The 22,945-nt window shown below is 36.2% G+C and carries 24 protein-coding genes, 1 riboswitch and 1 other annotated feature; of the genes, 14 read left to right on the top strand and 10 right to left on the bottom strand.

Annotated features, from left to right (window positions below; translation table 11 throughout):
- Positions 1 to 572: 572 nt before the first annotated feature.
- Together BAU27_RS18475 and BAU27_RS18470 are read left to right on the top strand one after the other, a co-directional pair.
- Positions 573 to 1,133: a DUF2062 domain-containing protein gene (locus BAU27_RS18475; protein WP_071771601.1), complete on the top strand. Its 561-nt coding sequence runs from the start codon at positions 573 to 575 to the stop codon at positions 1,131 to 1,133.
- Positions 1,134 to 1,191: 58 nt separating this feature from the next.
- A complete protein-coding gene (locus BAU27_RS18470; protein WP_071771600.1) occupies positions 1,192 to 1,398 on the top strand; it encodes a hypothetical protein in 207 nt (68 codons plus the stop codon).
- A 24-nt stretch (positions 1,399 to 1,422) separates the two neighbouring features.
- Here BAU27_RS18470 and BAU27_RS18465 read toward each other — a convergent pair whose 3' ends face one another.
- Both BAU27_RS18465 and BAU27_RS18460 read right to left on the bottom strand, forming a co-directional pair.
- Complete coding sequence (locus tag BAU27_RS18465; RefSeq protein ID WP_002111682.1) at positions 1,423 to 1,869, bottom strand: MarR family winged helix-turn-helix transcriptional regulator; 447 nt, start codon at positions 1,867 to 1,869, stop codon at positions 1,423 to 1,425.
- A gap of 72 nt (positions 1,870 to 1,941) precedes the next feature.
- Positions 1,942 to 2,721, bottom strand: a complete 780-nt coding sequence (locus tag BAU27_RS18460; RefSeq protein ID WP_071771599.1) for a GDSL-type esterase/lipase family protein — start codon at positions 2,719 to 2,721, stop codon at positions 1,942 to 1,944.
- Positions 2,722 to 2,993: 272 nt separating this feature from the next.
- On the opposite strand from BAU27_RS18460, the gene cpdB reads away from it, so the two are divergent.
- Entirely contained in the window at positions 2,994 to 5,405 is a 2,412-nt protein-coding gene (gene cpdB / locus BAU27_RS18455; RefSeq protein ID WP_071771598.1) for a bifunctional 2',3'-cyclic-nucleotide 2'-phosphodiesterase/3'-nucleotidase, read from the top strand.
- A gap of 57 nt (positions 5,406 to 5,462) precedes the next feature.
- Here cpdB and nhaC read toward each other — a convergent pair whose 3' ends face one another.
- The gene (gene nhaC, locus BAU27_RS18450) at positions 5,463 to 6,836 is read right to left on the bottom strand and encodes a Na+/H+ antiporter NhaC (RefSeq protein ID WP_071771597.1); all 1,374 of its coding nucleotides are present in this window, start codon (positions 6,834 to 6,836) and stop codon (positions 5,463 to 5,465) included.
- A gap of 338 nt (positions 6,837 to 7,174) precedes the next feature.
- Positions 7,175 to 7,395, bottom strand: a binding site (T-box leader).
- 142 nt (positions 7,396 to 7,537) lie between these two features.
- On the opposite strand from nhaC, the gene BAU27_RS18445 reads away from it, so the two are divergent.
- The 8 genes from BAU27_RS18445 (at position 7,538) to BAU27_RS18410 (ending at position 14,301) form a co-directional block, all read left to right on the top strand.
- The gene (locus BAU27_RS18445) at positions 7,538 to 7,894 is read left to right on the top strand and encodes a hypothetical protein (RefSeq protein ID WP_071747017.1); all 357 of its coding nucleotides are present in this window, start codon (positions 7,538 to 7,540) and stop codon (positions 7,892 to 7,894) included.
- Positions 7,895 to 8,016: 122 nt separating this feature from the next.
- Positions 8,017 to 9,405, top strand: a complete 1,389-nt coding sequence (bioA, locus tag BAU27_RS18440; protein WP_071771596.1) for an adenosylmethionine--8-amino-7-oxononanoate transaminase — start codon at positions 8,017 to 8,019, stop codon at positions 9,403 to 9,405.
- Entirely contained in the window at positions 9,405 to 10,133 is a 729-nt protein-coding gene (gene bioD, locus BAU27_RS18435) for a dethiobiotin synthase (protein WP_071746994.1), read from the top strand. Before bioA ends, bioD begins: the two co-directional genes overlap by 1 nt.
- Positions 10,099 to 11,286 carry an 8-amino-7-oxononanoate synthase gene (bioF, locus tag BAU27_RS18430; protein ID WP_071771595.1) on the top strand — a complete coding sequence of 396 codons (1,188 nt, stop codon included), beginning with the start codon at positions 10,099 to 10,101 and terminating at the stop codon, positions 11,284 to 11,286. The genes bioD and bioF overlap by 35 nt, the downstream gene beginning before the upstream one ends.
- A complete protein-coding gene (locus tag BAU27_RS18425) occupies positions 11,283 to 12,023 on the top strand; it encodes an alpha/beta fold hydrolase (RefSeq protein WP_071746992.1) in 741 nt (246 codons plus the stop codon). Before bioF ends, BAU27_RS18425 begins: the two co-directional genes overlap by 4 nt.
- The gene (gene bioC / locus BAU27_RS18420; RefSeq protein WP_071746991.1) at positions 11,989 to 12,798 is read left to right on the top strand and encodes a malonyl-ACP O-methyltransferase BioC; all 810 of its coding nucleotides are present in this window, start codon (positions 11,989 to 11,991) and stop codon (positions 12,796 to 12,798) included. Before BAU27_RS18425 ends, bioC begins: the two co-directional genes overlap by 35 nt.
- Position 12,799: 1 nt before the next feature.
- Positions 12,800 to 13,798, top strand: a complete 999-nt coding sequence (gene bioB, locus BAU27_RS18415; RefSeq protein ID WP_071746990.1) for a biotin synthase — start codon at positions 12,800 to 12,802, stop codon at positions 13,796 to 13,798.
- 182 nt (positions 13,799 to 13,980) lie between these two features.
- Positions 13,981 to 14,301 (top strand): hypothetical protein, encoded by a 321-nt coding sequence (locus tag BAU27_RS18410; protein ID WP_071771594.1) that lies wholly within the window; start codon positions 13,981 to 13,983, stop codon positions 14,299 to 14,301.
- Between the two features lie 22 nt (positions 14,302 to 14,323).
- Here BAU27_RS18410 and ribH read toward each other — a convergent pair whose 3' ends face one another.
- The 5 genes from ribH to BAU27_RS18385 all read right to left on the bottom strand — a co-directional run bounded on the left by ribH (position 14,324) and on the right by BAU27_RS18385 (position 18,599).
- Positions 14,324 to 14,785, bottom strand: a complete 462-nt coding sequence (gene ribH / locus BAU27_RS18405; RefSeq protein ID WP_000230892.1) for a 6,7-dimethyl-8-ribityllumazine synthase — start codon at positions 14,783 to 14,785, stop codon at positions 14,324 to 14,326.
- An 18-nt stretch (positions 14,786 to 14,803) separates the two neighbouring features.
- Positions 14,804 to 15,997, bottom strand: a complete 1,194-nt coding sequence (gene ribBA / locus BAU27_RS18400; RefSeq protein ID WP_071771593.1) for a bifunctional 3,4-dihydroxy-2-butanone 4-phosphate synthase/GTP cyclohydrolase II — start codon at positions 15,995 to 15,997, stop codon at positions 14,804 to 14,806.
- A 12-nt stretch (positions 15,998 to 16,009) separates the two neighbouring features.
- Positions 16,010 to 16,654, bottom strand: a complete 645-nt coding sequence (gene ribE, locus BAU27_RS18395; RefSeq protein WP_071746988.1) for a riboflavin synthase — start codon at positions 16,652 to 16,654, stop codon at positions 16,010 to 16,012.
- A complete protein-coding gene (gene ribD, locus BAU27_RS18390) occupies positions 16,636 to 17,748 on the bottom strand; it encodes a bifunctional diaminohydroxyphosphoribosylaminopyrimidine deaminase/5-amino-6-(5-phosphoribosylamino)uracil reductase RibD (RefSeq protein ID WP_071771592.1) in 1,113 nt (370 codons plus the stop codon). The genes ribE and ribD overlap by 19 nt, the downstream gene beginning before the upstream one ends.
- Before the next feature lie 310 nt (positions 17,749 to 18,058).
- Positions 18,059 to 18,202: riboswitch (FMN riboswitch) on the bottom strand.
- A 190-nt stretch (positions 18,203 to 18,392) separates the two neighbouring features.
- Positions 18,393 to 18,599, bottom strand: coding sequence for a CDGSH iron-sulfur domain-containing protein (locus BAU27_RS18385; RefSeq protein ID WP_001151582.1), 207 nt, complete (start codon positions 18,597 to 18,599; stop codon positions 18,393 to 18,395).
- Between the two features lie 139 nt (positions 18,600 to 18,738).
- Between BAU27_RS18385 and BAU27_RS18380 the strand changes: the two genes are divergently transcribed.
- On the top strand, positions 18,739 to 18,984 hold the full coding sequence (locus tag BAU27_RS18380) for a DUF2552 family protein (RefSeq protein WP_071746986.1): 246 nt from the start codon (positions 18,739 to 18,741) through the stop codon (positions 18,982 to 18,984).
- 10 nt (positions 18,985 to 18,994) lie between these two features.
- Here the strand turns inward: BAU27_RS18380 and BAU27_RS18375 are convergent, their stop codons facing one another.
- Entirely contained in the window at positions 18,995 to 19,918 is a 924-nt protein-coding gene (locus BAU27_RS18375) for an alpha/beta hydrolase (RefSeq protein ID WP_071771591.1), read from the bottom strand.
- Positions 19,919 to 20,000: 82 nt separating this feature from the next.
- On the opposite strand from BAU27_RS18375, the gene BAU27_RS18370 reads away from it, so the two are divergent.
- Together BAU27_RS18370 and BAU27_RS18365 are read left to right on the top strand one after the other, a co-directional pair.
- Positions 20,001 to 20,477 (top strand): GNAT family N-acetyltransferase, encoded by a 477-nt coding sequence (locus tag BAU27_RS18370; protein ID WP_071771590.1) that lies wholly within the window; start codon positions 20,001 to 20,003, stop codon positions 20,475 to 20,477.
- Between the two features lie 114 nt (positions 20,478 to 20,591).
- Positions 20,592 to 21,518 carry a LacI family DNA-binding transcriptional regulator gene (locus tag BAU27_RS18365; protein ID WP_071771589.1) on the top strand — a complete coding sequence of 309 codons (927 nt, stop codon included), beginning with the start codon at positions 20,592 to 20,594 and terminating at the stop codon, positions 21,516 to 21,518.
- Between the two features lie 25 nt (positions 21,519 to 21,543).
- On the opposite strand, the gene BAU27_RS18360 is transcribed toward BAU27_RS18365, so the two are convergent.
- Positions 21,544 to 22,863 carry a Na+/H+ antiporter family protein gene (locus BAU27_RS18360; protein ID WP_071771588.1) on the bottom strand — a complete coding sequence of 440 codons (1,320 nt, stop codon included), beginning with the start codon at positions 22,861 to 22,863 and terminating at the stop codon, positions 21,544 to 21,546.
- Positions 22,864 to 22,945: the final 82 nt, after the last annotated feature.

Raw genomic sequence — 22,945 nt, 5'->3', positions numbered from 1 at the left:
ATTTATTATTGGAGTGGAAAGAATAAGCTATTAAAAAGTACATACTCCATGATGGTTGTACCATCATGGAGTACTTAGTGCAATGATAGAATAGAAAAACGAAGTACGAGCTTAGGCGAGGTGACATTTTACTGGATGATGAATATAAACACATGGAATGGATATAAAACTAATGAACTCGTACAAACTCGTAAGTTTTAACGTAGTAGTTGTCATGACATATAAAGGCTGTTAAACTGTTACTACAAAACTTGAAAATCTATACTATTTAAAAACAGATGAACTTAAAGCACTGGGTTGTCGATTAAAGGCAACAAGTGCTTTTTTCGTTTGATATAAAAATAAATGACATGGGACAAATATTAGGAGAATAAATAAGAAAAAAGCCGCCTAACTGAAGCAAACCTCCAATTGTTAGAAATGAATAACAATTGGAGGTTTACTTTTTTATATTGAAATGTCATATGTATATTTGGTTAACCATTTTGATATCATTTATAATAAAAGAGAAAATGAAATTTGTTTTTCAGAGTATGTAAGGGCATACTAGGTATAAAAATATAGTTAAAGAGATGATGAGGGTGAAAACAACTAAGAAAACATATTCGTTTTTTCAGCGGATGTGGAGAATATTAAAGTTTCAATATTTTAAGTTGCTTCGATCACCAGAAGGAGCAAAGAAAGTATCGTTAGGGTTTGCTATTGGATTTGGTTTAGAAATGTTGGTAATTTATACGGCATCGCTCGTATATTTAATATTTTATCCAATTGTCAGGTTAGCAAAAGGATCTTTTCCAGCCGCAGTCATTGGTAATATTATTGGGAAAATATCGTTTCTCCCAGTATTTTTATTTCCGTTTGCGTATGCGCTAGGGAAAATGATTTATCCATTTCATGTACAACAAATACATCATGAACCATTTACGATATCGGACTTGTTTTCAAGTCACATTTTTACGATGTTAAAGAGTTTATTACAGAGTGAAGTATATGTATTAATTGGAATGACGATTTTAGGAGTTGTGTTCGGTGTAGTTTCATATTTCGTTGTGCATTATTTATATGAAAAGAATCGTAAGTTACGTTTGAAGAACAGAAAGAAAAAAGTGAGAGAACCGCTTGTACAAATATAAAGAATGTCACATTCATTTTCCCCTTTGAATATGTTTAAGAAAAAGGGGGAGAGAGTGGATGTATTATTACTATGTACCTCAAGTATACCCATATATAAATTATTATCCTGTAAATGGTATGAGACAGCAATTTGGAGTGTATCAACAGCAACAATTTCAGCAATTGCCACAAATACCACAACAACAGCCTACACAAGAACAAAAACCATATTTAACGACATGGCCATATTCAAATGTATACTATGGTAATTATTACGAATCATAAAGCTGCTTCTATTTAGAAGCAGCTTTATGCGTTTGTTTTCAAAATTAAATTTTGAATGGTTTTAAGAGAATGAATGAGCTTTTCACGCTCTTCCTCAGATAATGTTTGAAAATTTTCTTTTAGTTTGTCTAAAATGAATTGCTGATACTGATTTACTAGCAATTTCCCTTCAGTTGTTAGGGAAATTAAAATGACCCGTCGATCTTTTTCGCTATAATGACGCTCTATTAGTTCTTCTTGAATAAGTTTGTTTAATAGAGGGGTCATATTAGGCCGTGAAATCGCTAGCCGCTTGCCAATTTCTGAAACTGCTAATGTACCATTTTCATGCAAAAGCAGTAACACTTGCGTATGTGATGGCGGCATATGTCTTTGAGAAGAAAACTCTCCAGGAAGCATAAATTTGCGATAAAAAAGAGGCACTAGCGAAAGAAGATGATCAACAATACGTTCCCACTCGCGTGATTCCATACAACGGCCCCCTTCCACTATCATTGTAACAAAAAAGACAAGGTATAAAAATAGAATTGTTTCACGGTCACCTTAATATTTGTAGGATAACACTTGTTTTGTAAATGTATTCGCAATAATTGCATAACCGTTATCGTTTGGGTGTACTTGGTCAAATAGTAACTCTTTTTTATCATTTGATATTAATTTGCGAATTGGTAAAACGATCGACGGTTGATTTGCTTTTGAAATAGAATAAACAGAATCATTCCAACCATCTAAAAACATATCTGCATAACTTGAGATGGAGTCATCTAGTTGTAAAGGGTTATAGAGTTCAGATAGAATGAGTAAAGCATTCGGATTTTGATCTCGAACGGTCTTTACAATATTTTTTACATCCGTTTCAAAACGGGCTTTTTCTTTATTTAACATTTTAATACCATCTATAACACCTATATCACGATTTAAGCGGAATAAATTATTTCCTCCAATACTAATAGTAATTATATTTGCTTCCCTAATCTTTTGTTGAACTTCTTCTGACTGGACTCTTTTAACGAGACGATCTGTAGTGAGACCATTTACACCGAGGTTTTCTACCGTAATTGGTTTGTGAATTTGTCCTTCTAGTTGTCTAGAGGCTAATTCGGCAAATCCCCCTTGTGTTGAGCCATATCCTTTTGCGAGTGAATCACCTAATACGAGGTGATAAAAGGAGTCATTCGTTTGCTTATCAATCCAACTGGGAGCAGATGTTTTTTCTGTTTTTCTTTCATTTTCTTTTTGTTTTGTCTCATCGTTCTTTTCAAAATTAGAATAAGAAATGATTAGAAGGAGGAGACAAACAATTGTTAAGATGACTTTTTTCATAAATTCACCCTCCTTGTAATTGGTAATTGTATCATATTCATCAGTAGAAGCAATGTAAGGGCATAGTATATGTTTATGAAAACTTTACAATAACTTTACAGAAAATTTGTAGAAGTATGTCAAAAAATATTGACGATATGAAAGTACTTTAGATATGATAATGTCAGATAAGGTGAAGATCATCGCTCTAATAGAAGAAAAAAGGTATGTGGTTAGAGACTGATTGAGATTCACTTCATTATTTTGGGGTAATTGTATAAGGGGGATTTTTTGTGAAGAAGTCAAAAAAAATGCTAGCTGGAGCAACACTTGCTATTGGCGTTATAGCACCGCAAGTGTTGCCGACAATAGCTCAAGCAGACGAAAAAGCTGGGGAGAGTACAGTTAACTTACGAATTTTAGAAACATCAGATATTCACGTTAACTTAATGAATTATGATTATTATCAAACGAAAACAGATAATAAAGTAGGTCTTGTGCAAACTGCAACACTTGTTAATAAAGCGCGTGAAGAAGCGAAGAACTCTGTCCTATTTGATGATGGGGATGCATTACAAGGGACACCGCTTGGAGATTACGTAGCGAATAAAATAAATGATCCGAAAAATCCTGTTGATCCTAGTTATGTACATCCATTATATCGTTTAATGAATTTAATGAAGTATGACGTCATCTCTCTTGGGAATCATGAATTTAACTATGGTTTAGACTATTTAAACAAAGTAATTAGTAAAACGCAGTTCCCGGTTATTAACTCGAACGTCTATAAAGACGATAAAGATAATAATGAAGAGAATGACCAAAATTACTTTAAACCATATCATATTATTGAAAAAGAAGTAGAAGATGAAGCGGGTCAAAAGCAAAAGGTGAAAATTGGTGTAATGGGATTTGTTCCACCTCAAGTTATGAACTGGGATAAAGCAAATTTAGAAGGAAAAGTAAAGGCGAAAGATATTGTTGAAACAGCGAAGAAAATGGTGCCGAAAATGAAAGAAGAAGGTGCAGACGTTATCGTTGCGCTAGCTCATTCAGGTGTTGATAAGAGTGGATATAACGTTGGCATGGAAAACGCGTCGTATTATTTAACAGAGGTTCCTGGTGTAGATGCAGTATTAATGGGACATTCACATACTGAAGTGAAGGATGTATTTAATGGTGTTCCAGTTGTAATGCCTGGTGTTTTTGGTAGTAACTTAGGTATTATTGATATGCAATTGAAAAAGGTAAACGGAAAATGGGAAGTGCAAAAAGATCAGTCTAAGCCGCAACTTCGTCCGATTGCTGATAGTAAAGGAAACCCATTAGTACAATCAGATCAAAAACTAGTTAATGAAATTAAAGATGATCATCAAGCGACAATTGATTATGTGAATACAGCTGTAGGTAAAACGACAGCACCAATTAATAGTTATTTTTCATTAGTACAAGATGATCCTTCTGTACAACTAGTGACAAATGCACAAAAATGGTATGTAGAAAAGCTATTTGCTGAAAACGGACAATATAGTAAATATAAAGGAATTCCAGTATTATCTGCAGGAGCACCATTTAAAGCGGGTGGCCGAAACGGTGCTACATATTATACTGATATTCCAGCTGGAACGTTAGCAATTAAAAACGTAGCGGATTTATATGTATATCCAAATACATTATATGCTGTAAAAGTAAGTGGTGCACAAGTGAAAGAATGGCTTGAAATGTCTGCTGGTCAATTTAATCAAATTGATTCAAAGAAAACAGAAGAACAGCCACTAGTAAATATAGGCTATCCTACATATAATTTTGATGTTTTAGATGGATTAAAATACGAAATTGACGTAACGCAACCAGCGAAATACGATAAAGATGGTAAAGTTGTAAATGGAAATACGAATCGTATTGTAAATATGACGTATGAAGGTAAGCCTGTAGCTGACAATCAAGAGTTCATTGTAGCTACAAATAACTATCGTGGAAGTAGCCAAACGTTCCCTGGTGTAAGTAAAGGTGAAGTTGTATACCAATCGCAAGATGAAACACGTCAAATTATTGTGAAGTACATGCAAGAAACACCAGTTATTAATCCAACAGCAGATCAAAATTGGGCGTTTAAACCGATTATTGCAGATAAATTAAATACGACATTTGATTCTTCACCAAATGCACAAAAGTATATAAAGGCAGATGGAAAAATATCATATGTTGGACCATCTGAAAATGAATTTGCTAAATATGCAATTGATATAACGAAGAAGAATGATGATAAGGAAACTGGTGGAGAGAATCCAACGACGCCACCAACAGGTGAAGGCAATAACGGAGAGAATCCAACAACACCGCCAACGGGTGAAGGCAATAACGGAGAGAATCCAACAACACCGCCAACAGGTGAAGGCAATAACGGAGAGAATCCAACAACACCGCCAACAGGTGAAGGCAATAACGGAGAAAATCCAACGACACCACCAACAGGTGAAAGTAATAATGGAAATGAACCAAAACAAGATGGAAATAATGCAGGATCTGGACAAACTACAACGGATAATCAAAACTCAAAAGAAACAACAGCTGTAAGTGAAAATAAAGAAGAACGTGATTTACCGAAAACAGGTACAAGTGTTGTTTCTACAATTGGAGCGGGTCTTGCGTTTGTAGGAGCAGGTTTACTTATGTTATTTAGAAGAAAGAAAGCAAATAGATAGTAAAGTATTGTACAAAAAAAGGATTACCAATTACGGTAATCCTTTTTTATGTTTATATTATGAAACTGTTACTGCTTTTTCTTTTTTCCAAGAAAGACCGAATCCAGTAAATCCAACAATAATAGTTACGACTGGACAAGCTAAACAGAAGATTGCGTATGGAACATAATCGATTGTTGGAACGCTAAGGACGTTTGTTAAGAACACACCACTTACGCCCCACGGTACGAGCGGATTAATCACTGTACCTGCATCTTCTAATACTCGTGATAAATTACGACGTTCTAAACCGACTTCATCGTACTTGTTAGCAAATGCTTGTCCTGTTAAAACGATGGATAAGTACTGCTCACCAAGTAAGAAGTTTACACCAATTGCAGTTGAAGCAGTAGAAATAATTAAGCGTGTACTAGTTTTTACAAAGCTAGAGATGATATTCATTAGCTGCGTGATGATACCCATTCCTTGTAATAATCCTCCCATACAAAGAGCTAGGAAAATAAGAGCAATTGACATCATCATACTTTGTAAACCACCGCGAGATAATAAGCTATCAATATCTTTTATACCAGTTTTAGAAACGTAACCGTCTTGCATAATTTTCATTAAATCAGCTAAAGAAGTACTAGGTTTAAAAATAAAGAGAATAATGATCCCTACTACGATTCCAGCAAGTAATGTTGGAACTGCTGGAACTTTTTTAAATGCGAATAAAAATAGTAATAAAATTGGAATCAGTGTAACGATAGAAATTGTTGCGTTTTTTTCTAGCGTATTAATAAAATTTGAGAAATCAACGTCTCCCCCAGTGCCACTTCCTAAAATGAAAAATGCGACAAAAGCAATAATGAAAGCAGGAACTGTTGTCCAAAGCATGTTACGAATATGTTCAAATAAATCTACACCCGTTACAGCAGGAGCTAAGTTTGTTGTGTCAGATAAAGGGGACATTTTGTCTCCAAAGAATGCACCAGAAATAATTGCACCAGCGATAAGAGCTGGGTCGTATCCAAGGGCAGTGCCCATTCCCATAAAGGCAAGTCCTACAGTTGCAGCAGTTGTAAATGCACTACCAATACTTGTTCCAACGATTGCACAAACAACAAACACAGTTGGGACGAAAATTTTAGGAGATACAAGCTGGAAGCCGTATACCATTAAGGTTGGAATTGTTCCAGCAGCGATCCAAACACTAATTAATACGCCTACAAGTAAGAAAATAAAAATAGATGGAATACCAGCTGAAATACTACTGATCATCCCTTTTTCCATAGTAGACCAAGAGATTTTTTTCATAAATCCAAATGCTAATAAAAGAACGATACCAAATAAAATTGGGATGTGTGGTGAAACTTCTAATTGGATAACACTAAAGCCAATACAGAAAAAGATAAATAATGTTAAAAGAACAGATTCAATTTTTGAAACCATTGTTTTTCCCTCCTAAGTAATCTAAAATAGATCTTTTTTATATAAAATTCGCCAATATTGTATATTTCCTTCTAAAATTTAGAATTTTGTGACAAATTACCGGTAATTGTTTTTCATCATAAAGTATAAATAATCGGGATTTATCAAGCTTTGTATCTCTCCTATTTCAAATTTTTAGGATAATCGCTTAACAAAGATTGGAATAAAAAAACGTCCCTGCATATAATTATGCAGGGACGAAGAAATCGCGGTACCACCCTAGCTTGTGAAATGAATGTATCACAAAATAAAGGGTCATATGATATGCGCTAATAAAATAAAAACGCCCCTGCAATATATGCAGGGGCGAAAAATTCGCGGTACCACCCTAAATTGTGAAACAGTGTCGTTTCACCACTCTTTAGACATAACGGTCTATAACCGTCTTTCACTACTCCTTACGTTTCGCAAAAGAAGCTCCAGGGGGTAATTCATAAATCGCTCTGTACTGGTTCGCACCGACCACCAGCTCTCTGAAATCAGAAATCGAAATACTACTAAATCCTATCAACGCCGATTCATATGATGTTAGTTAAATTTTTATCATATATTAGTCTTACATGTCAATAAAAATGTTCAATATTTTTTTAGGGAAATAAAGGAGAAATGTTTTTCATACTGTAAAAACGTGCGTTATAATGAATTTGAAAGGGGAGGAAAGAGTGAAGAAAAAAATAATTCTTTTTACCACCTTACTAGTCGTTGGCGGAAGTGCTGGAATTTACACAGCTTTTGCAGCTGAATCAGTGCAATCGAAACAAAAGCAAATACAGCAGTCAGAAGTGAAGAAAGTGAAAGAAACTGAAGAGAAGAAATCGATGGAAAAAGCAGCTGCGAAACTAGGGGTTTCTACTGAGGGGAAAACAAAAGAAGAGGTTACAAAAGAAGTAGATACCGCTAGATTTGAGCAGCGTCATGATTTGTTAATTGAGCATGCTAAGCAACTTGGAATTGATACAGAAGGAAAAAAAGATGAAGAGATCATTTTAGAAATTGGAAAGATACAACATGGAAAGTAGAACAACTTATCGTATGATAAGTTGTTCTTTTTTAAGAACCATTTGATTTAAAAATAATTGACAGTCATTTAGATTTAATGTTAACTATATTTATAAACGAGTTAACATAAGGGGTGGCAATTGTGGCTGTTAATAGTAACACGAGTGAAAAATCGTCTTATACATATGAAGAATTATCGAAGAAGAATAAAGATTACGTATGGCACCCATTTACACAAATGAAAGATTATTTAGAAGAAGATCCTGTCATTATTGAACGTGGAGAGGGAAGAAAGCTATACGATGTAAATGGAAATGAATATTGGGACGGTGTTTCGTCTATTTGGTTAAATGTTCATGGACATCAAGTACCGGAACTAGATGAGGCAATTCGTGAGCAATTAAATAAAATTGCCCATTCTACTATGCTAGGACTTGCTAACGTTCCATCTATTTTATTAGCAGAAAAAATAATTGAAGTTGTACCAGAAGGTTTGAAGAAAGTATTCTATTCAGACTCTGGTTCTAGCGCCGTTGAAATTGCAATTAAGATGGCCTTTCAATATTGGCAGCATAAAGGAAAACCGAAAAAACAAAGATTTGTTACATTAAAAGAAGCCTATCACGGTGATACGATAGGTGCTGTTTCCGTAGGAGCAATAGACTTGTTTCACCAAGTGTATAGTTCGCTTTTATTTGAAGCAATCAAAATGCCTTATCCGTATACATATCGTTCTCCTTATGGAGATAATAAAGAAGAAATTGTGAAAAAACATTTAGAAGAAATGGAAGAATTGCTGAAAGAAAAACATGAAGAAGTAGCAGCCATCATTGTGGAGCCATTAATGCAAGGTGCTGGCGGGATGATTACAATGCCGAAAGGATATTTAAAAGGGCTTCGCGATTTATGTACAAAATACAATGTATTATTTATTACAGATGAGGTAGCGACGGGATTTGGACGTACGGGAAAAATGTTTGCATGTGAACATGAAAATGTGACCCCAGACATTTTAACTGCGGGAAAAGGTTTAACAGGTGGTTATTTACCTGTTGCGATTACGGTAACGACAGATGAAATTTATAATGCCTTCTTAGGAGACTATGAAGAACAAAAAACATTTTTCCATGGTCATAGTTATACAGGGAATCCATTAGGGTGTGCCGTAGCAATTGCAAATTTAGAACTATATGAAAAAACTAATTTAATAGAAGATGCTGCGCATAAAGCAGAATATGTAGCAGCACAATTAGAAGCCCTTAATGAATATAAGCACGTAGGAGATATTCGTCAGTGTGGGCTAATGGTTGGCATTGAACTTGTGAAAGAGAAGGAAACGAAGGAATCGTTTGAATGGACAGAAAGAGTCGGTGTTCAAGTATGTAAACGCTCAAGAGAGTTAGGGATGATTTTACGTCCACTCGGTAACACTATTGTATTTATGCCTCCTCTTGCTTCTACAATTGATGAGATTGATGAGATGTTACGCATTTTATATAAAGCAATCTCGGATGTTACGGAGGGAGAGTAATGAGTGGTTTTTTTATAACAGCAACGGATACAGAAGTTGGTAAAACGGTAGTGACAGGAGCATTGGCAGGTATATTTCGAGAGCGTGGACATAATGTTGGTGTATATAAACCGTTGCAAAGTGGACATGTTGCATCAAATATTGAGGGTGATGCAGCAAGATTAAAAGCGTTATCGGGTGTACCGACAAAAGAAGATAAAATTTGTCCTTATTCCATTGAAGAACCACTTGCTCCGAGACTTGCTATGAAAAGAGCTGGAAGGACAGTAACGTTAAAAGAAATTACTGATCACTATAATGAACTATTAAAAGAGTTTAACAGCCTATTTGTAGAAGGGGCTGGTGGGCTTGCCGTCCCATATACAGAAGATGCTTTAGTGATTGATTTTGCAAAAGAATTACAGCTTCCTCTTATTGTAGTAGCGCGTCCTACGCTTGGGACAGTTAATCATACTATTTTAACAATTTCTTATGCAAAAGCACATGGATTAAAAGTAGCAGGTGTAATTTTATCTGGATGTAAAGAATATGAAAAAGAAAGAGTGCAAGAAAATAAAATAATGATTGAGGAGTTAAGTGGCGTGCCGGTTTTAGGGTTATTACCATTCCTTGAAGGAGAGTTTACAAAGGAAGAATTATTAGAATCGGCAAAAGAGCATATTATGATTTCAAAATTAGAGGAGCTCATCCAAAATGAATCCAATGTGGCGCGCGCATCTTCAATCTAAAGTAGAACAATTAAAGGAGCAAGGGCAGTATCGTAATTTACATGTAACAGAGCGATCCGAAGAGACATGGCTTATTCGAAATAAGAAAAAGATGCTAAATTTAGCATCGAATAATTATTTAGGATTAGCTGGAGATGAAAGGTTGAAAGAAGCTGCTATTGCCTGTACAAGAAAATATGGAACTGGAGCGACAGCATCTCGTCTCGTTGTAGGAAATTATCCACTGTATGAAGAGGTTGAGAGAAGTATATGCGATTGGAAAGGCACTGAAAAAGCCTTAATTGTAAATAGTGGATATACCGCGAATGTTGGGGCGATTTCTTCGTTAGTTGGTCGCCGCGATATTGTTTTTAGTGACAAATTAAATCATGCAAGTATTGTTGATGGGATTATATTAAGCGGAGCAGAGCATAAAAGATATCGCCATAATAATTTGGATCATTTAGAAAAGATGTTGCAAATAGCGTCACCAGAAAAGAGAAAATTAATCGTAACAGATACGATTTTTAGTATGGATGGAGATATTGCATATTTGAGAGGCTTAGTTCAGCTTAAAGAGAAATACGGGGCAATCATTATAGTTGATGAAGCACATGCAAGTGGAATATATGGAATCGGTGGAGCTGGATTATCTCATATAGAAAAAGATATCGCTCAAAAAATTGATATACATATGGGGACGTTTAGTAAGGCTTTAGGGTGTTATGGTGCGTATTTAACGGGTGATTCCATTTATATAGAGTATTTACAAAATATGATGAGAAGCTTGATTTTTACTACAGCTTTACCACCAGGAACATTAGGGGCGATACGAAAAGCAATTGAAATTGTGAAAGAAGATAACGAAAGAAGAGAGCGACTTATAGAGAATGGTGCATATTTCAGGACGCATTTACAAGAAGCTGGTTTTGATATTGGGAATAGCTCAACTCATATTGTACCGATTGTAGTTGGGTCAAATGAAAATACTTTACGGTTTAGTGAAAGGTTACAAGAGGTAGGTATCGCAGCCATTGCAATTCGTCCGCCGACTGTTCCGGTTGGTAGTTCTCGAGTCCGTTTTGCAGTTACGTCACAACATACAATAGCAGATTTAAAATGGGCTATTCAGCATATTATACGCATTGGTAAAGAAGAGGGGTTTTTAGTATGAAAGAGCTAAAGCTTATTTTTATTCCAGGATGGGGAATGGAAGAAGGTGTTTGGACTTTAGTTCTACCGTATTTTAAAGGATATTCTGTTCAATGCATAGATTGGCGTAACGTGAAAGAACAAAGTGAATTTGCGGGGCGAATAATAGATGTAGCGCAGGATGAAAATGTAATTTTAGTTGGATGGTCACTAGGAGCATTAGCAGCAGTACAAGCTTATAAAAAGATTAAGGCCCAAGGTATGGTACTAATTGGTGGTACCACTAAATTTACCAATACAAGTGACTATACAAGTGGATGGAATTCCTTACATGTAGAACGTATGAAAAAGAATTTAAAGAGAAAGAAAGAAGATACTTTGAAGCGTTTCTATGAAAATATGTTTACAAAAAGTGAGCTGAGGGAGAATACAAGTTTTGAAGAGATTGCGCTGAAGTTTAAAGGAGACTCGATTCAGTCTTTACAATTAGGCTTAGATTATTTAATAGAAACAGATATGAGAAACGAATTAACAAGTGTCAAAGTCCCTTTATTACTTCTTCATGGAGAACAGGATGTGATATGTCCATTATCCGCAGCTCATAGTATGACAGAGAATACGAATGCTACGTTAAAGGTAGTAAGCGAGGCGGGGCATGCATTATGCGTAACGAATTTTGAATATTGCGCAAACGAAATCATTCAATTTGTAGAGGGGATACGACATGATCAACAAAACGTTACTGCAAAAACGGTTTAACGGGGCGGCTGTATCCTACGATCAATATGCAAATGTACAAAAAAAGATGGCGCATTCGTTACTTTCTACATTGAATCGGCGATACAGTGAAACATCATCGATACGTATTTTAGAACTTGGATGCGGGACAGGATATGTAACAGAGCAATTATCAAATTTATTTCCGAAAGCGCATATTACAGCTGTGGATTTTGCCGATGAGATGATTGCAGTCGCGAAAACTAGAAAAAATGTGGGAAATGTGATGTTTCGATGTGAAGATATTGAACAATTAAAATTAGAAAATTCATATGATGTCATTATTTCAAATGCTACATTTCAATGGCTTAATGATTTAAAAGAGACAGTGAAAAATTTATTTAACTATTTGTCTGAAGAAGGAATGTTATTATTTTCCACGTTCGGTAATACGACTTTTCAAGAATTGCATACGTCTTTCCAGCGTGCTAAGAAGGAAAAGGGGATACACAATTGTACTTCAATAGGACAACGATTCGTTTCGAAAGAACAGTTAGTGAATATATGCAAAAATCCATTAGGAAATGTACATGTTTCTGAAACGTGTTACATAGAAAGCTTTACAGAAGTTAGGGAGTTTCTACATTCTATTCGAAAAGTAGGGGCAACCAATAGTAATGAAGAGTCTTACTGTCAAAGCCCTTCACTCTTTCGTACGATGCTTCGTATATACGAAAGAGACTTCACGGGAGAAGAAGGGATAATGGCAACATATCATGCTTTATTTACGTATATAACAAAAGAGGGGAAGAGATGAAATGAAACAAGTACAAACAAAAAGGGATTGGAAAAAACTTGCATACGACGTAGTAGAAGAGAAAATGATTACGAAAGAAGATGCAATAGCAATATTAGAAGCTGATGATACAGAAGTTTTAGAAATTATGAATGCTGCCTACATCATTCGTCATCATCATTTTGGTAAGAAAATAAAATTGAATATGATTATTAATACGAAATCTGGCTTATGTCCTGAAGATTGTGGGTATTGTTCACAGTCTATTATTTCAGAAGCACCAATTGATAAATATGCATGGTTAACGCAGGAGAAGATTGTAGAAGGAGCACATGAAGCAATTCGCCGTAAAGCGGGTACATATTGTATTGTAGCATCTGGCCGTCGCCCGACAGATAAAGAGGTAAATCACGTAATTGGGGCTGTGAAGGAGATTCGTGAAACGACAGATTTGAAGATTTGTTGCTGTTTAGGTTTCTTAAACGAAGATCAAGCAGGACGCTTAGCAGAAGCGGGTGTTCATCGTTATAACCACAACTTAAATACGCATGAAAACAATTATGATAGCATTTGCTCAACTCATACGTATGACGATCGTGTTGATACAGTTCAAAAAGCGAAACAAGCTGGTATTTCACCATGCTCTGGGGCGATTTTTGGAATGGGAGAAACAATTGAAGAACGTGCTGAAATAGCATTTGAATTACAACGTATAGATGCAGATTCTATTCCGTGTAATTTCCTCGTTGCTGTAAAGGGTACACCGCTTGAAGGACAAAAAGAGTTAACACCTGTAGAATGTTTAAAAGTATTGGCGATGATGCGTTTCGTAAACCCAACAAAAGAAATTCGTATTTCAGGAGGTCGCGAAATTAATTTACGTTCTGTACAGCCACTCGGCTTATTTGCAGCAAACTCTATTTTCGTAGGGGATTACTTAACGACAGCTGGACAAGAACCGACTGCGGACTGGGGTATGATTGAAGATTTAGGTTTTGAGATTGAGGAATGTGCACTATAAGATAGAGGAAAAAGCAAACTTGTAAAAGAGTTTGCTTTTTTTGTAAATAAACTGTAATAAAAGGCTATTATCACTTGATACGAATGGGTTTTGAGTGAGAAAAATAATTTTTGTGGACGAATTTTCCAAGCCCTAGTTGTACATAGTAAATATGTAATTTATATTGGGTTGGAGGATTTTACATGCACAAATACATATTAGCGATTATGACCTGTCTAATTTTAATAAAAGCAATAAGTACTGATCCAGTTAAGGCCGCTGAAAATCCTGAACAAAAAGAGATGCAACAAAGAATTGAACAACATTTTCGAACGAAAGCTGAACATTTTGGGTTGAAAACGGAAGGGAAAGATTTAAAGGAAGTACGAAAAGAAATTACTATTATAGAAGAAGCGAAAAAAAGAGAGAATGTATGGAGAACAGCGCAAGCACTTCGTATAAAGACAGAAGGAAAAACGATGAATGAATTAATAAAAGATGTACGAAAAAAAGCGGAAAAATAAAAAGAGGCCGCAGCCTCTTTTTTTATGCCCATTGTTTTGATAAGTGAGCCATTTCAATGGCAGCAACGGCTGATTCATATCCTTTATTACCAGCTTTTGTACCTGCACGTTCAATCGCTTGTTCAATGGTTTCTGTCGTTAATACACCGAAAATAACAGGGATGTCAGTTTGTAGTGATAAAGACGCAACACCTTTTGCTACTTCATTACAAACGTAATCGTAATGCGTTGTAGCACCGCGGATTACGGTACCTAATGTAATAACAGCATCATATTTTCCGCTATTTGCCATCTTTTTAGCGATTAAAGGAATTTCAAATGCACCAGGAACCCATGCAACATCAATATCATTCTCTTCTACACCGTGACGCTTTAATCCATCTAAAGCTCCGCCAAGTAACTTGCTTGTAATAAACTCATTAAAGCGCCCAACAACAACCCCAACTTTTAATCCTGTACCAACTAAATGACCTTCGAATACCATAATTTATCTCTCCCTTAATTATAAGTTTAGTAAATGTCCTAATTTGTTTACTTTCGTTTGTAAATACGTTTTATTTTCTTCTTTTGTTGGCATTTGCAGCGGTACACGCTCGGTTACTTCTAAATCGTAACCTTGTAAGCCAGCAATTTTTCGTGGATTATTCGTTAATAATCGTAAACTTTGTAAGCCTAAATCTTTTAAAATTTGAGCCCCAATACCGTAATCACGAAGATCAGCTGGGAACCCAAGTTTTTCATTTGCTTCTACAGTATCTAACCCTTCTTCTTGTAACTTATAAGCACGCAGCTTATTAAGAAGACCAATACCTCGTCCTTCTTGTCTCATATAGAGAAGAACACCTTTACCTTCACGCTCAATTTGAGCAAGTGCAGCATGTAGCTGTGGTCCGCAATCACAACGGCACGAACCAAATACATCGCCTGTTAAGCATTCAGAATGAACGCGTACAAGTACAGGTTCGCCTGTTGAAATATCACCTTTTACGAGTGCAATATGTTCTTTCATATCTAATGAGTTAGAATAGCCAATTGCATGAAAAGTACCGAAATCTGTAGGTAATGTAATTTCCACTTCTCTCGTCACAAGTGTTTCGTGATGACGGCGATAAGCAATTAAATCTTCAATTGTAATCATTTTTATATCGAATTGTTTTGCACACCGCATTAAATCAGGTACACGTGCCATCGTCCCATCTTCATTTATAATCTCGCAAATGACGCCAGCTGGCTCAGTTCCGCAAAGTTTTGCTAAATCGACAGCAGCTTCTGTATGACCCGCGCGGCGAAGGACGCCACCTTCTTTCGCGATTAATGGAAAGATATGTCCAGGACGGTTAAAATCAGTTCCTTTAGATGCGGGATTCAATAATTCCTGTATTGTTGTAGCGCGCTCATGAGCACTAATGCCTGTTGTTGTAGAAACGTGATCGATGCTTACTGTAAAGGCAGTATGATGCGAATCCGTATTATGAGAAACCATTGGTTCTAACTGTAGACGTTCTGCATATTGCTCCGTAATCGGTACGCAAACGAGACCACGACCGTGTGTAATCATAAAATTAATCGTTTCTGGTGTAATGTACTCTGCTAAGGCAATAAAATCGCCTTCATTTTCCCGGTTTTCATCATCACATACGATAACGACTTTTCCTTGTTTTAAATCTTCTAGAGCTTCTTCAATACGATGAAACATTGTGCTTCCCCCTTATAGAAATCCGTTTTCTTGTAAAAAGCTTTCGGTCATTGAATCTGTTCTTTTTACAGGTTTAGTAATAAAGCGTTCGATATATTTACCAATCATGTCACACTCAATGTTTACGATATCTCCAGCATTCTTGTCCCCGATAACAGATTCGCTTACTGTGTGCGGGATGAGTGAAATGGTAATAGAAGAATCGTCTATATCAAATATCGTTAAACTCGTTCCATCAACAGCAACGGATCCTTTATGCAAACAATAGCGTAGTAATTCATCAGAAATTGCTATTTTGTAATAGACGGCATTGTAATGTTGTTTTTTAGTTAAAATCGTACCGATACCATCGATATGTCCGGTGACGAAATGTCCACCGAATCGTCCGTTTGCGGCCATCGCCCGTTCTAAATTCACTTTGGAACTGGGCTTTAGCATACGAAGTGATGTTGCTTTCATTGTTTCGGGCATTGCGTCGACAGTGAATGAAGTAGTTGTAAAATTAGTTACGGTTAAGCAAATGCCGTTAACCGCGATACTATCACCCAGCTTAACATCCGATAAAATTTGATTTGCGCTAATAGTTAGCTTCATTGCTTCCCCGCTTTGAGTCATGCTTGATATCGTTCCTAACTCTTCTACAATTCCTGTAAACATTCCGTCACCTCGCTTTTTAAGGTTGCAACAATTTTTATATCATTACCAATTTGTTTCATCTCTTGAATTGTTAAGGAAAGTGCGTCTTGTAACTTCGAAAAACCAGCTCCGCCAAATAAAGTGGGTGCATCTTTTCCACCAATTAATTTCGGGCTTATATAGGTCACAATTTCATTAAAACTATTTGTTTTTAAGAAGTTTGCATGCACCGTTTGACCACCTTCAACGAACAGAGAAAGAATTTGTTTTTCACCGAGTAGGGATAGGACATCTTGTATTTCAATGTGCTGTGTTTTCATTTGGAATACAGCTATATTGTTAGATTCATAAGACGCTATTTTCTCTTTATTTACATCCTTACCGACAATAATCCATGTCGGAGTTAAGCCATCTGTTATGACATGAGAAGATGGCGGCGTTCGTAAGTGGGTATCTAAAATAACACGGATAGGATGTTTACCTCCGTTTGGAATTCGTGTTGTTAAGTGTGGATTATCAGTTAGAACTGTATTCACACCGACTAGGATAGCATCATGCATATGACGATATTGGTGAACATCAGCGCGTGCTTCTTCGCCTGTAATCCACTGGCTTTCACCCGTTACAGTTGCTGTTTTTCCATCTAAGCTCATTGCTGTTTTTATTGTTACAAAGGGACGTTTCGTTTTCATATAGTGAAAAAAGTATCGATTTAATAAAGTGGCTTCCGCCTCAAGAACACCAGTAGTTACCTCGATTCCAGCTTCTTCTAATCTCCTTTTTCCATTGCCAGAAACGAGTGGATTGCAATCCAGGGTAGCAATTACAACGCGCTGAACTCCTTTTTCAATGAGTAATTCACAGCAAGGGGGTGTTTTTCCAAAATGGCTACATGGTTCAAGTGTTACATAAACAGTAGCGTCTTTTGCTCTTTCACCAGCCATGTGAAGAGCATGAACTTCAGCATGTTCTTCACCAGCATGCATGTGGGCACCTATTCCAACAATGTTTCCATCTTTTACAACAACAGCACCAACCATAGGATTTGGACTCGTTTGCCCAGTTGTACCTTGTGCTAACTGCAAGGCAATCCTCATATATTCTTGATCTGTCATTCTCTTCACCTCTCCTGAAAAAATCAAAAAACCCCAAGGATATAAAATCCTTGGGGTTTGGGAGACGTGATTTCTAGAAATATAGTTCGAATACGAAAGCATAGGAAAGAAACCTAACGATGACTGATATTTTGGCATAAGGAAAAAAACCTAGCAAAATATCGAATTTTTCAAACGCTAGTCGTATCTTTTTATTCCAGTATAGAAACATAAGTATACAAAATAAAACATATATAAAGATTCAAAATGAAACTTTAAAAATATGCATACTGAAATAAAAGTGTATTCGCTATATAAAATTACTAGAAAACATATCCTTCTCCCATCCAGACTATACTGTCGGCCCTAGAGTTTCACTAGATCCACCGTTTTCGAGTTGAAAACGGGTCACGGACTTAGAAGTTTGCACTTCATCACCGCCGGTTGGGAATTTCACCCGACCCCGAAGGATGTTGTTTGCTCAAATTATAGCACAAAAAAAATAAAAGGCTAGAAAAAAATATTCGAATGTGAAGAATTGTGTGAAAATATATGTAGGCTGGAATGGGGAAAAAAGTATGAGAAATGTTGTAAGGAGAAGGGATATAACGGAGTTGCTAAAAAGAAAAAACATGCACAAAAAAATGTGCATGTTACGTACAAAACTATTCTGCCTCGGGTGCTCTAACAACAGACTCGAATTTGCCTTTATGCGAAGCATCGCAATAAGGCATGTTTTTCGATAAACCACAACGACATAAAGAAAATGCTGGTTTTGCTGGGAATACATTCCCTTGTGAGTCAACTAATTCCACGTCCCCTGTAACGCGAAAAGAGCCATTATCATTTACTTTAATTTGTACTTTTGCCAACCTTATCCCTCCTTCCCAAACGCTTAATCTCATCATATAATCAGGGAGAGTACTTGACAATACAAAAAGAGCACTTTATTTGAGAGAGAAGAGAGTGTTATAATAGTTTTTATAACTGACTAGAGTAAGGTGACGAAAGATGGATAAAAAATTACGAACACTACAAAATATTGCAAATGAGCGCACGTGGGCATCATTTTTGAATGATAATCATCCATATAGTTTACTTCATTGGTCAATCGCAGGTGTAGGACAAGAACCGAAAGATGTTTGGTTATTGCAAGATGAGGTGACCTTTCAAACGACGGAATTTCTGACGCTAGATGAGGCAATAAAGTGGATTTCTGAAAATATGGAACAAGTTACAGACGTTTTAGCGCAGTGAAAAAACAGGCTTATGCAAGCCTGTTTTTTGTTTCTTTTACATATGTGTTTAAAAATTGATCGATGGCAGCTTCGTACTCTTCTTTATTTTCATTATAAGAACAAGCGTGTGCACCATGTTCTGCAATATAAAGTTGTTTATTATTTTCCTTCGCTTCATAAAGTGATTTTGTCATATCAGATAAAATATAGTCATCATCTTTACTGTGTATAAAAAGAACAGGATTATTAATGTTTTTTATACAATCAATTGGTGAAACTTCACGGATTGTATAGCCATCACGAACCTTTAAAAAGGCGTTTGCTAAAGGTAATAAAGGCCATTTGGGTAAATGGAATTCAACTTTTAAACGATGTTGTAACTGTCCGTAAAAATCCGAGAAAGGGCAATCTGCAATATAAAAATCGGCACCATCTTCTACAAGCCCTGCATATTGAAGAAGGGTTGCAGCCCCCATAGATTCACCATGAATTCCAAGGATAATATTTGTTCCAAAACGACCTTTTAGCCAGTCAACTACTGACTTTAAATCGTGTTTTTCATAGTACCCATAGCTTGTTGTTTTACCACCTGTTTTACCATGGCGGCGATGATCATAAATAAATACGTTATATCCTCTGCTTAAAAATAAGTTTGCATACTTAACGGAATTCATTTTATTTACAGTCACACCGTGGCAAAAAATCATAAATTTATTGGAATGCCCAGCTGGCATGTAGTATCCGTGAAGTTCGTATCCAAATTGAGAAGAGATGTGAATTTCTTCTTTTTGAATAGCGTGAAAATCGTCCAAATGAAAATGCTTTTTCGTTTCGCGTTCTAAAACTTCTTCCTCTGTCTTTTTCTTCAAGTACATAACTTTATTTGTAAAGAAAATCCCAATCGCAGTTATTGCACCTAGTATAGTAAACAATGCTGTAAAAAAACGTTTCATACTTTACCTCATCCTCCAAATACCTCTACATATGATACACTTACATTGTATCACAATGATATAAAAAGGGGAGAAATCGTATATGGTTCATATACAAAAAATTACACCAGAAATGAAAGAAACAATTCGGGTCTTTATGTGTGAAAGCTGGGGGAGTTCAATGATGGTCTCGCGAGGCAGAGCACATCAATTAGAACAATTACCTGGTTTTATCGCACTTAAAAATGACAGAATAGTAGGAATTATAACGTGTGAAATACTAAAAAGCATGTGTGAAATTGTATCGTTAGATAGTTTTGAGGAAGGAAATGGGATTGGAACAAAACTGGTGGATTGTGTATTGCAAATGGCAAGGGAAAATGAGTGTAAAAAAGTGTGGCTCATTACGACGAATGATAATATGAGCGCACTCCGATTTTATCAAAAACGTAATTTCATAATGACGAACTTATACATGGACGCCGTGAAGGAAGCACGAAAAATAAAAAAAGAGATTCCATTTATTGGTCATGATAATATTGCAATTTTACATGAAATTCAGTTGGAGTATATTTTGTAAGAAAAGTGAAATTTGTGTAACAATTTTCAGAAATATAAAACAATATTCTTGACGAATGTTATATTTTGGTTTAGTTTAAAATTGTAATCTATTACCATATTAAGGGGTGACGATGTGGCAACTATACGTGATGTTGCAAAATTGGCTGGTGTTTCAGTTGCAACCGTTTCAAGAGTTATTAATGAAAAAGGATATGTCCATGAAGATACGGTAAAACAAGTAAAGCAAGCAATTGAAGAGTTACAATATAGACCGAATGCGACAGCAAAGCCTTTATTTAAACAGCCTTCAACAATGATTGCATTACTGTTAGATACTTTGCATAATCCATCATACATCACTTTGCTTCGTTTCGTTGAGAAAATAGCATATAAAGAAGGGTATCAAGTAGTAGTTTGTAATATAGAAAATAAGAATAGATACATAGATATGTTGGCGCAAAATAACATCGCAGGCGTTATATTGACGAAATCTGTTTTTCAAAGTATAGGAGAAATCTCACTTCCTTTCGCTGTGCTTGAAGAACGACAATCTCTGACTAGTTATTATGAAAGTGGGCAGAAAGCTGTTTCTTTATTGAAAGAGAAAGGCTGCCAGTTTCTTGCTTATATTGGCGAGGGAGTAGAAAGTGAAGAAATGGAAGAGCATGTGGCAGGGTTTTTAGATACTGCTTGGAAAGAAGGACTTTCTTATCGAGAGGAAATTGTACAAGGGTATACGAATCAACAGTTTCTTGAATTGTTACAAAAACATCCATACATAGATGGGTTTGTAGCTTCAAGTGATAAGATTGCTATTGAGCTAATCAGGGCGGCGAAAACGCTTAATATTCATATACCAGATAAGTTGCAAATCATTGGATTTAACGGGAGTGCAGAGGGTGAATGGATAAGCCCATCATTAACGACGATTGGAAGTTATATCGAAGAAAATGGGGAAATAGCATTTCAGCAGTTAATAGGAAAAATAAAGAAGAAACAAGTGGGACAAGAAGAAGTGGAAACAGAATTTAGATGTATTGAGAGAGAAACAACAAAGTAAAAGGTGCGTTGATAAAACGCACCTTTTATAGTGTAATTGCGGCAATAAAGCCGAATATAAGTAACGGTATATTATAGTGTAGAAAAGTTGGTACACATGTATCCCATATATGGTGGTGCTGACCATCAGCATTTAAACCGGACGTTGGTCCAAGTGTACTATCAGATGCTGGAGAACCTGCATCACCTAGTGCACCAGCTGTACCGATAATTGCGATTGTTGCCATTGGACTAAATCCAAGCTGGACGCATAAGGGGACGAAAATTGTTGTTAAGATTGGGATGGTTGAAAAGGAAGAACCAATTCCCATCGTAACGAGAAGTCCAATAACGAGCATAAGAAATGCAGCAAGCGGTTTATTATTTCCGATTATATGTGCACTCGTTTGCACAAGAGATTCAACATGTCCAGTTTTTCGAAGAACAGCGCCAAATCCAGCGGCAGAAATCATAACAAATCCGATAAAGGACATCATACGCATTCCGCTCGTTAAAATAGCATCGGCTTCTTTAAGAGGGAGACTACCGCTAACTGATAAGACGATAATACCTGCTAAAGCACCGAAGATCATTGATTCTGTTGCTAATTGAACAGTTAATGTAGCGATTATTGATAATAAACCAAAAGTAATGCTTCTTTTTGTATAGGGAACGATTTCATTCTGTGTAGCATGAACTTGTTCCGTTTCATACGTACGTGGTTTTCGGTATGTAATGAAAACCGCTACACATAATCCAATAATCATACCGATTGCTGGAATAGTCATTGCTTTTGGAATAAGAGCGACATCAAATGTAAGCCCGCTTTGCGCAGCATTTGTTTGCAATACGTCATGATAAATTTTTCCGAATCCTGCTGGGACCCACATGTAAGGGGTAATTAATCCAAATGTAATAAGACATGTTACAAGCCTACGATCCACCTTCAGCTCATTTAATACTTTTAAAAGTGCTGGAATTAAGATCGGGATGAAGGCGATATGAACAGGGATAATATTTTGTGAGAAACAAGCCATTGTTAAAATGATAAATAATATGAGTATTTTAGAATAGACTTGTTTTTTCGTGTCTTGTTCGTTGCCGATCCATTTTAAAGCTGATTGGATCATTGCATCAGGAAGTCCTGTTTTTGAAAGTGAAATAGCAAATCCACCGAGCATTGCGTAGCTTAATGCGATAGGAGCACTGTTCCCAAGACCAGTTGTAAAAGTACTAATTGTTTCTGAAATACCGAGTCCACCGATAAGTCCGCCTGTTAAAGCTCCAACGATAATGGCGACAATGACTTGGACACGTAACAAACTAAGCACTAGCATGACTGCTACTGCGATGAGTACAGCGTTCATAATAAATGTAATCTCCCTAATTTTTATTCTGTTAAGGCAAGCAAATGTTTGCAGTGACATATACTTGCGACATATTATTATA

It is taken from the genome of Bacillus sp. NH11B (genome assembly GCF_001884205.1).
Classification (GTDB): domain Bacteria; phylum Bacillota; class Bacilli; order Bacillales; family Bacillaceae_G; genus Bacillus_A; species Bacillus_A proteolyticus.
This window is presented reverse-complemented; position numbering and strand designations above follow the sequence as displayed.

Coding starts and splice junctions, on each gene's coding strand:
- BAU27_RS18475 (WP_071771601.1), top strand. CDS start 573: ATGATGAGGGTGAAAACAACTAAGAAAACATATTCGTTTTTTCAGCGG.
- BAU27_RS18470 (WP_071771600.1), top strand. CDS start 1,192: ATGTATTATTACTATGTACCTCAAGTATACCCATATATAAATTATTAT.
- BAU27_RS18465 (WP_002111682.1), bottom strand. CDS start 1,869: ATGGAATCACGCGAGTGGGAACGTATTGTTGATCATCTTCTTTCGCTA.
- BAU27_RS18460 (WP_071771599.1), bottom strand. CDS start 2,721: ATGAAAAAAGTCATCTTAACAATTGTTTGTCTCCTCCTTCTAATCATT.
- nhaC (WP_071771597.1), bottom strand. CDS start 6,836: ATGGTTTCAAAAATTGAATCTGTTCTTTTAACATTATTTATCTTTTTC.
- bioD (WP_071746994.1), top strand. CDS start 9,405: ATGAGTGGTTTTTTTATAACAGCAACGGATACAGAAGTTGGTAAAACG.
- bioF (WP_071771595.1), top strand. CDS start 10,099: ATGAATCCAATGTGGCGCGCGCATCTTCAATCTAAAGTAGAACAATTA.
- BAU27_RS18425 (WP_071746992.1), top strand. CDS start 11,283: ATGAAAGAGCTAAAGCTTATTTTTATTCCAGGATGGGGAATGGAAGAA.
- bioC (WP_071746991.1), top strand. CDS start 11,989: ATGATCAACAAAACGTTACTGCAAAAACGGTTTAACGGGGCGGCTGTA.
- bioB (WP_071746990.1), top strand. CDS start 12,800: ATGAAACAAGTACAAACAAAAAGGGATTGGAAAAAACTTGCATACGAC.
- BAU27_RS18410 (WP_071771594.1), top strand. CDS start 13,981: ATGCACAAATACATATTAGCGATTATGACCTGTCTAATTTTAATAAAA.
- ribH (WP_000230892.1), bottom strand. CDS start 14,785: ATGGTATTCGAAGGTCATTTAGTTGGTACAGGATTAAAAGTTGGGGTT.
- ribBA (WP_071771593.1), bottom strand. CDS start 15,997: ATGTTTCATCGTATTGAAGAAGCTCTAGAAGATTTAAAACAAGGAAAA.
- ribE (WP_071746988.1), bottom strand. CDS start 16,654: ATGTTTACAGGAATTGTAGAAGAGTTAGGAACGATATCAAGCATGACT.
- ribD (WP_071771592.1), bottom strand. CDS start 17,748: ATGACAGATCAAGAATATATGAGGATTGCCTTGCAGTTAGCACAAGGT.
- BAU27_RS18380 (WP_071746986.1), top strand. CDS start 18,739: ATGGATAAAAAATTACGAACACTACAAAATATTGCAAATGAGCGCACG.
- BAU27_RS18375 (WP_071771591.1), bottom strand. CDS start 19,918: ATGAAACGTTTTTTTACAGCATTGTTTACTATACTAGGTGCAATAACT.
- BAU27_RS18370 (WP_071771590.1), top strand. CDS start 20,001: ATGGTTCATATACAAAAAATTACACCAGAAATGAAAGAAACAATTCGG.
- BAU27_RS18360 (WP_071771588.1), bottom strand. CDS start 22,863: ATGAACGCTGTACTCATCGCAGTAGCAGTCATGCTAGTGCTTAGTTTG.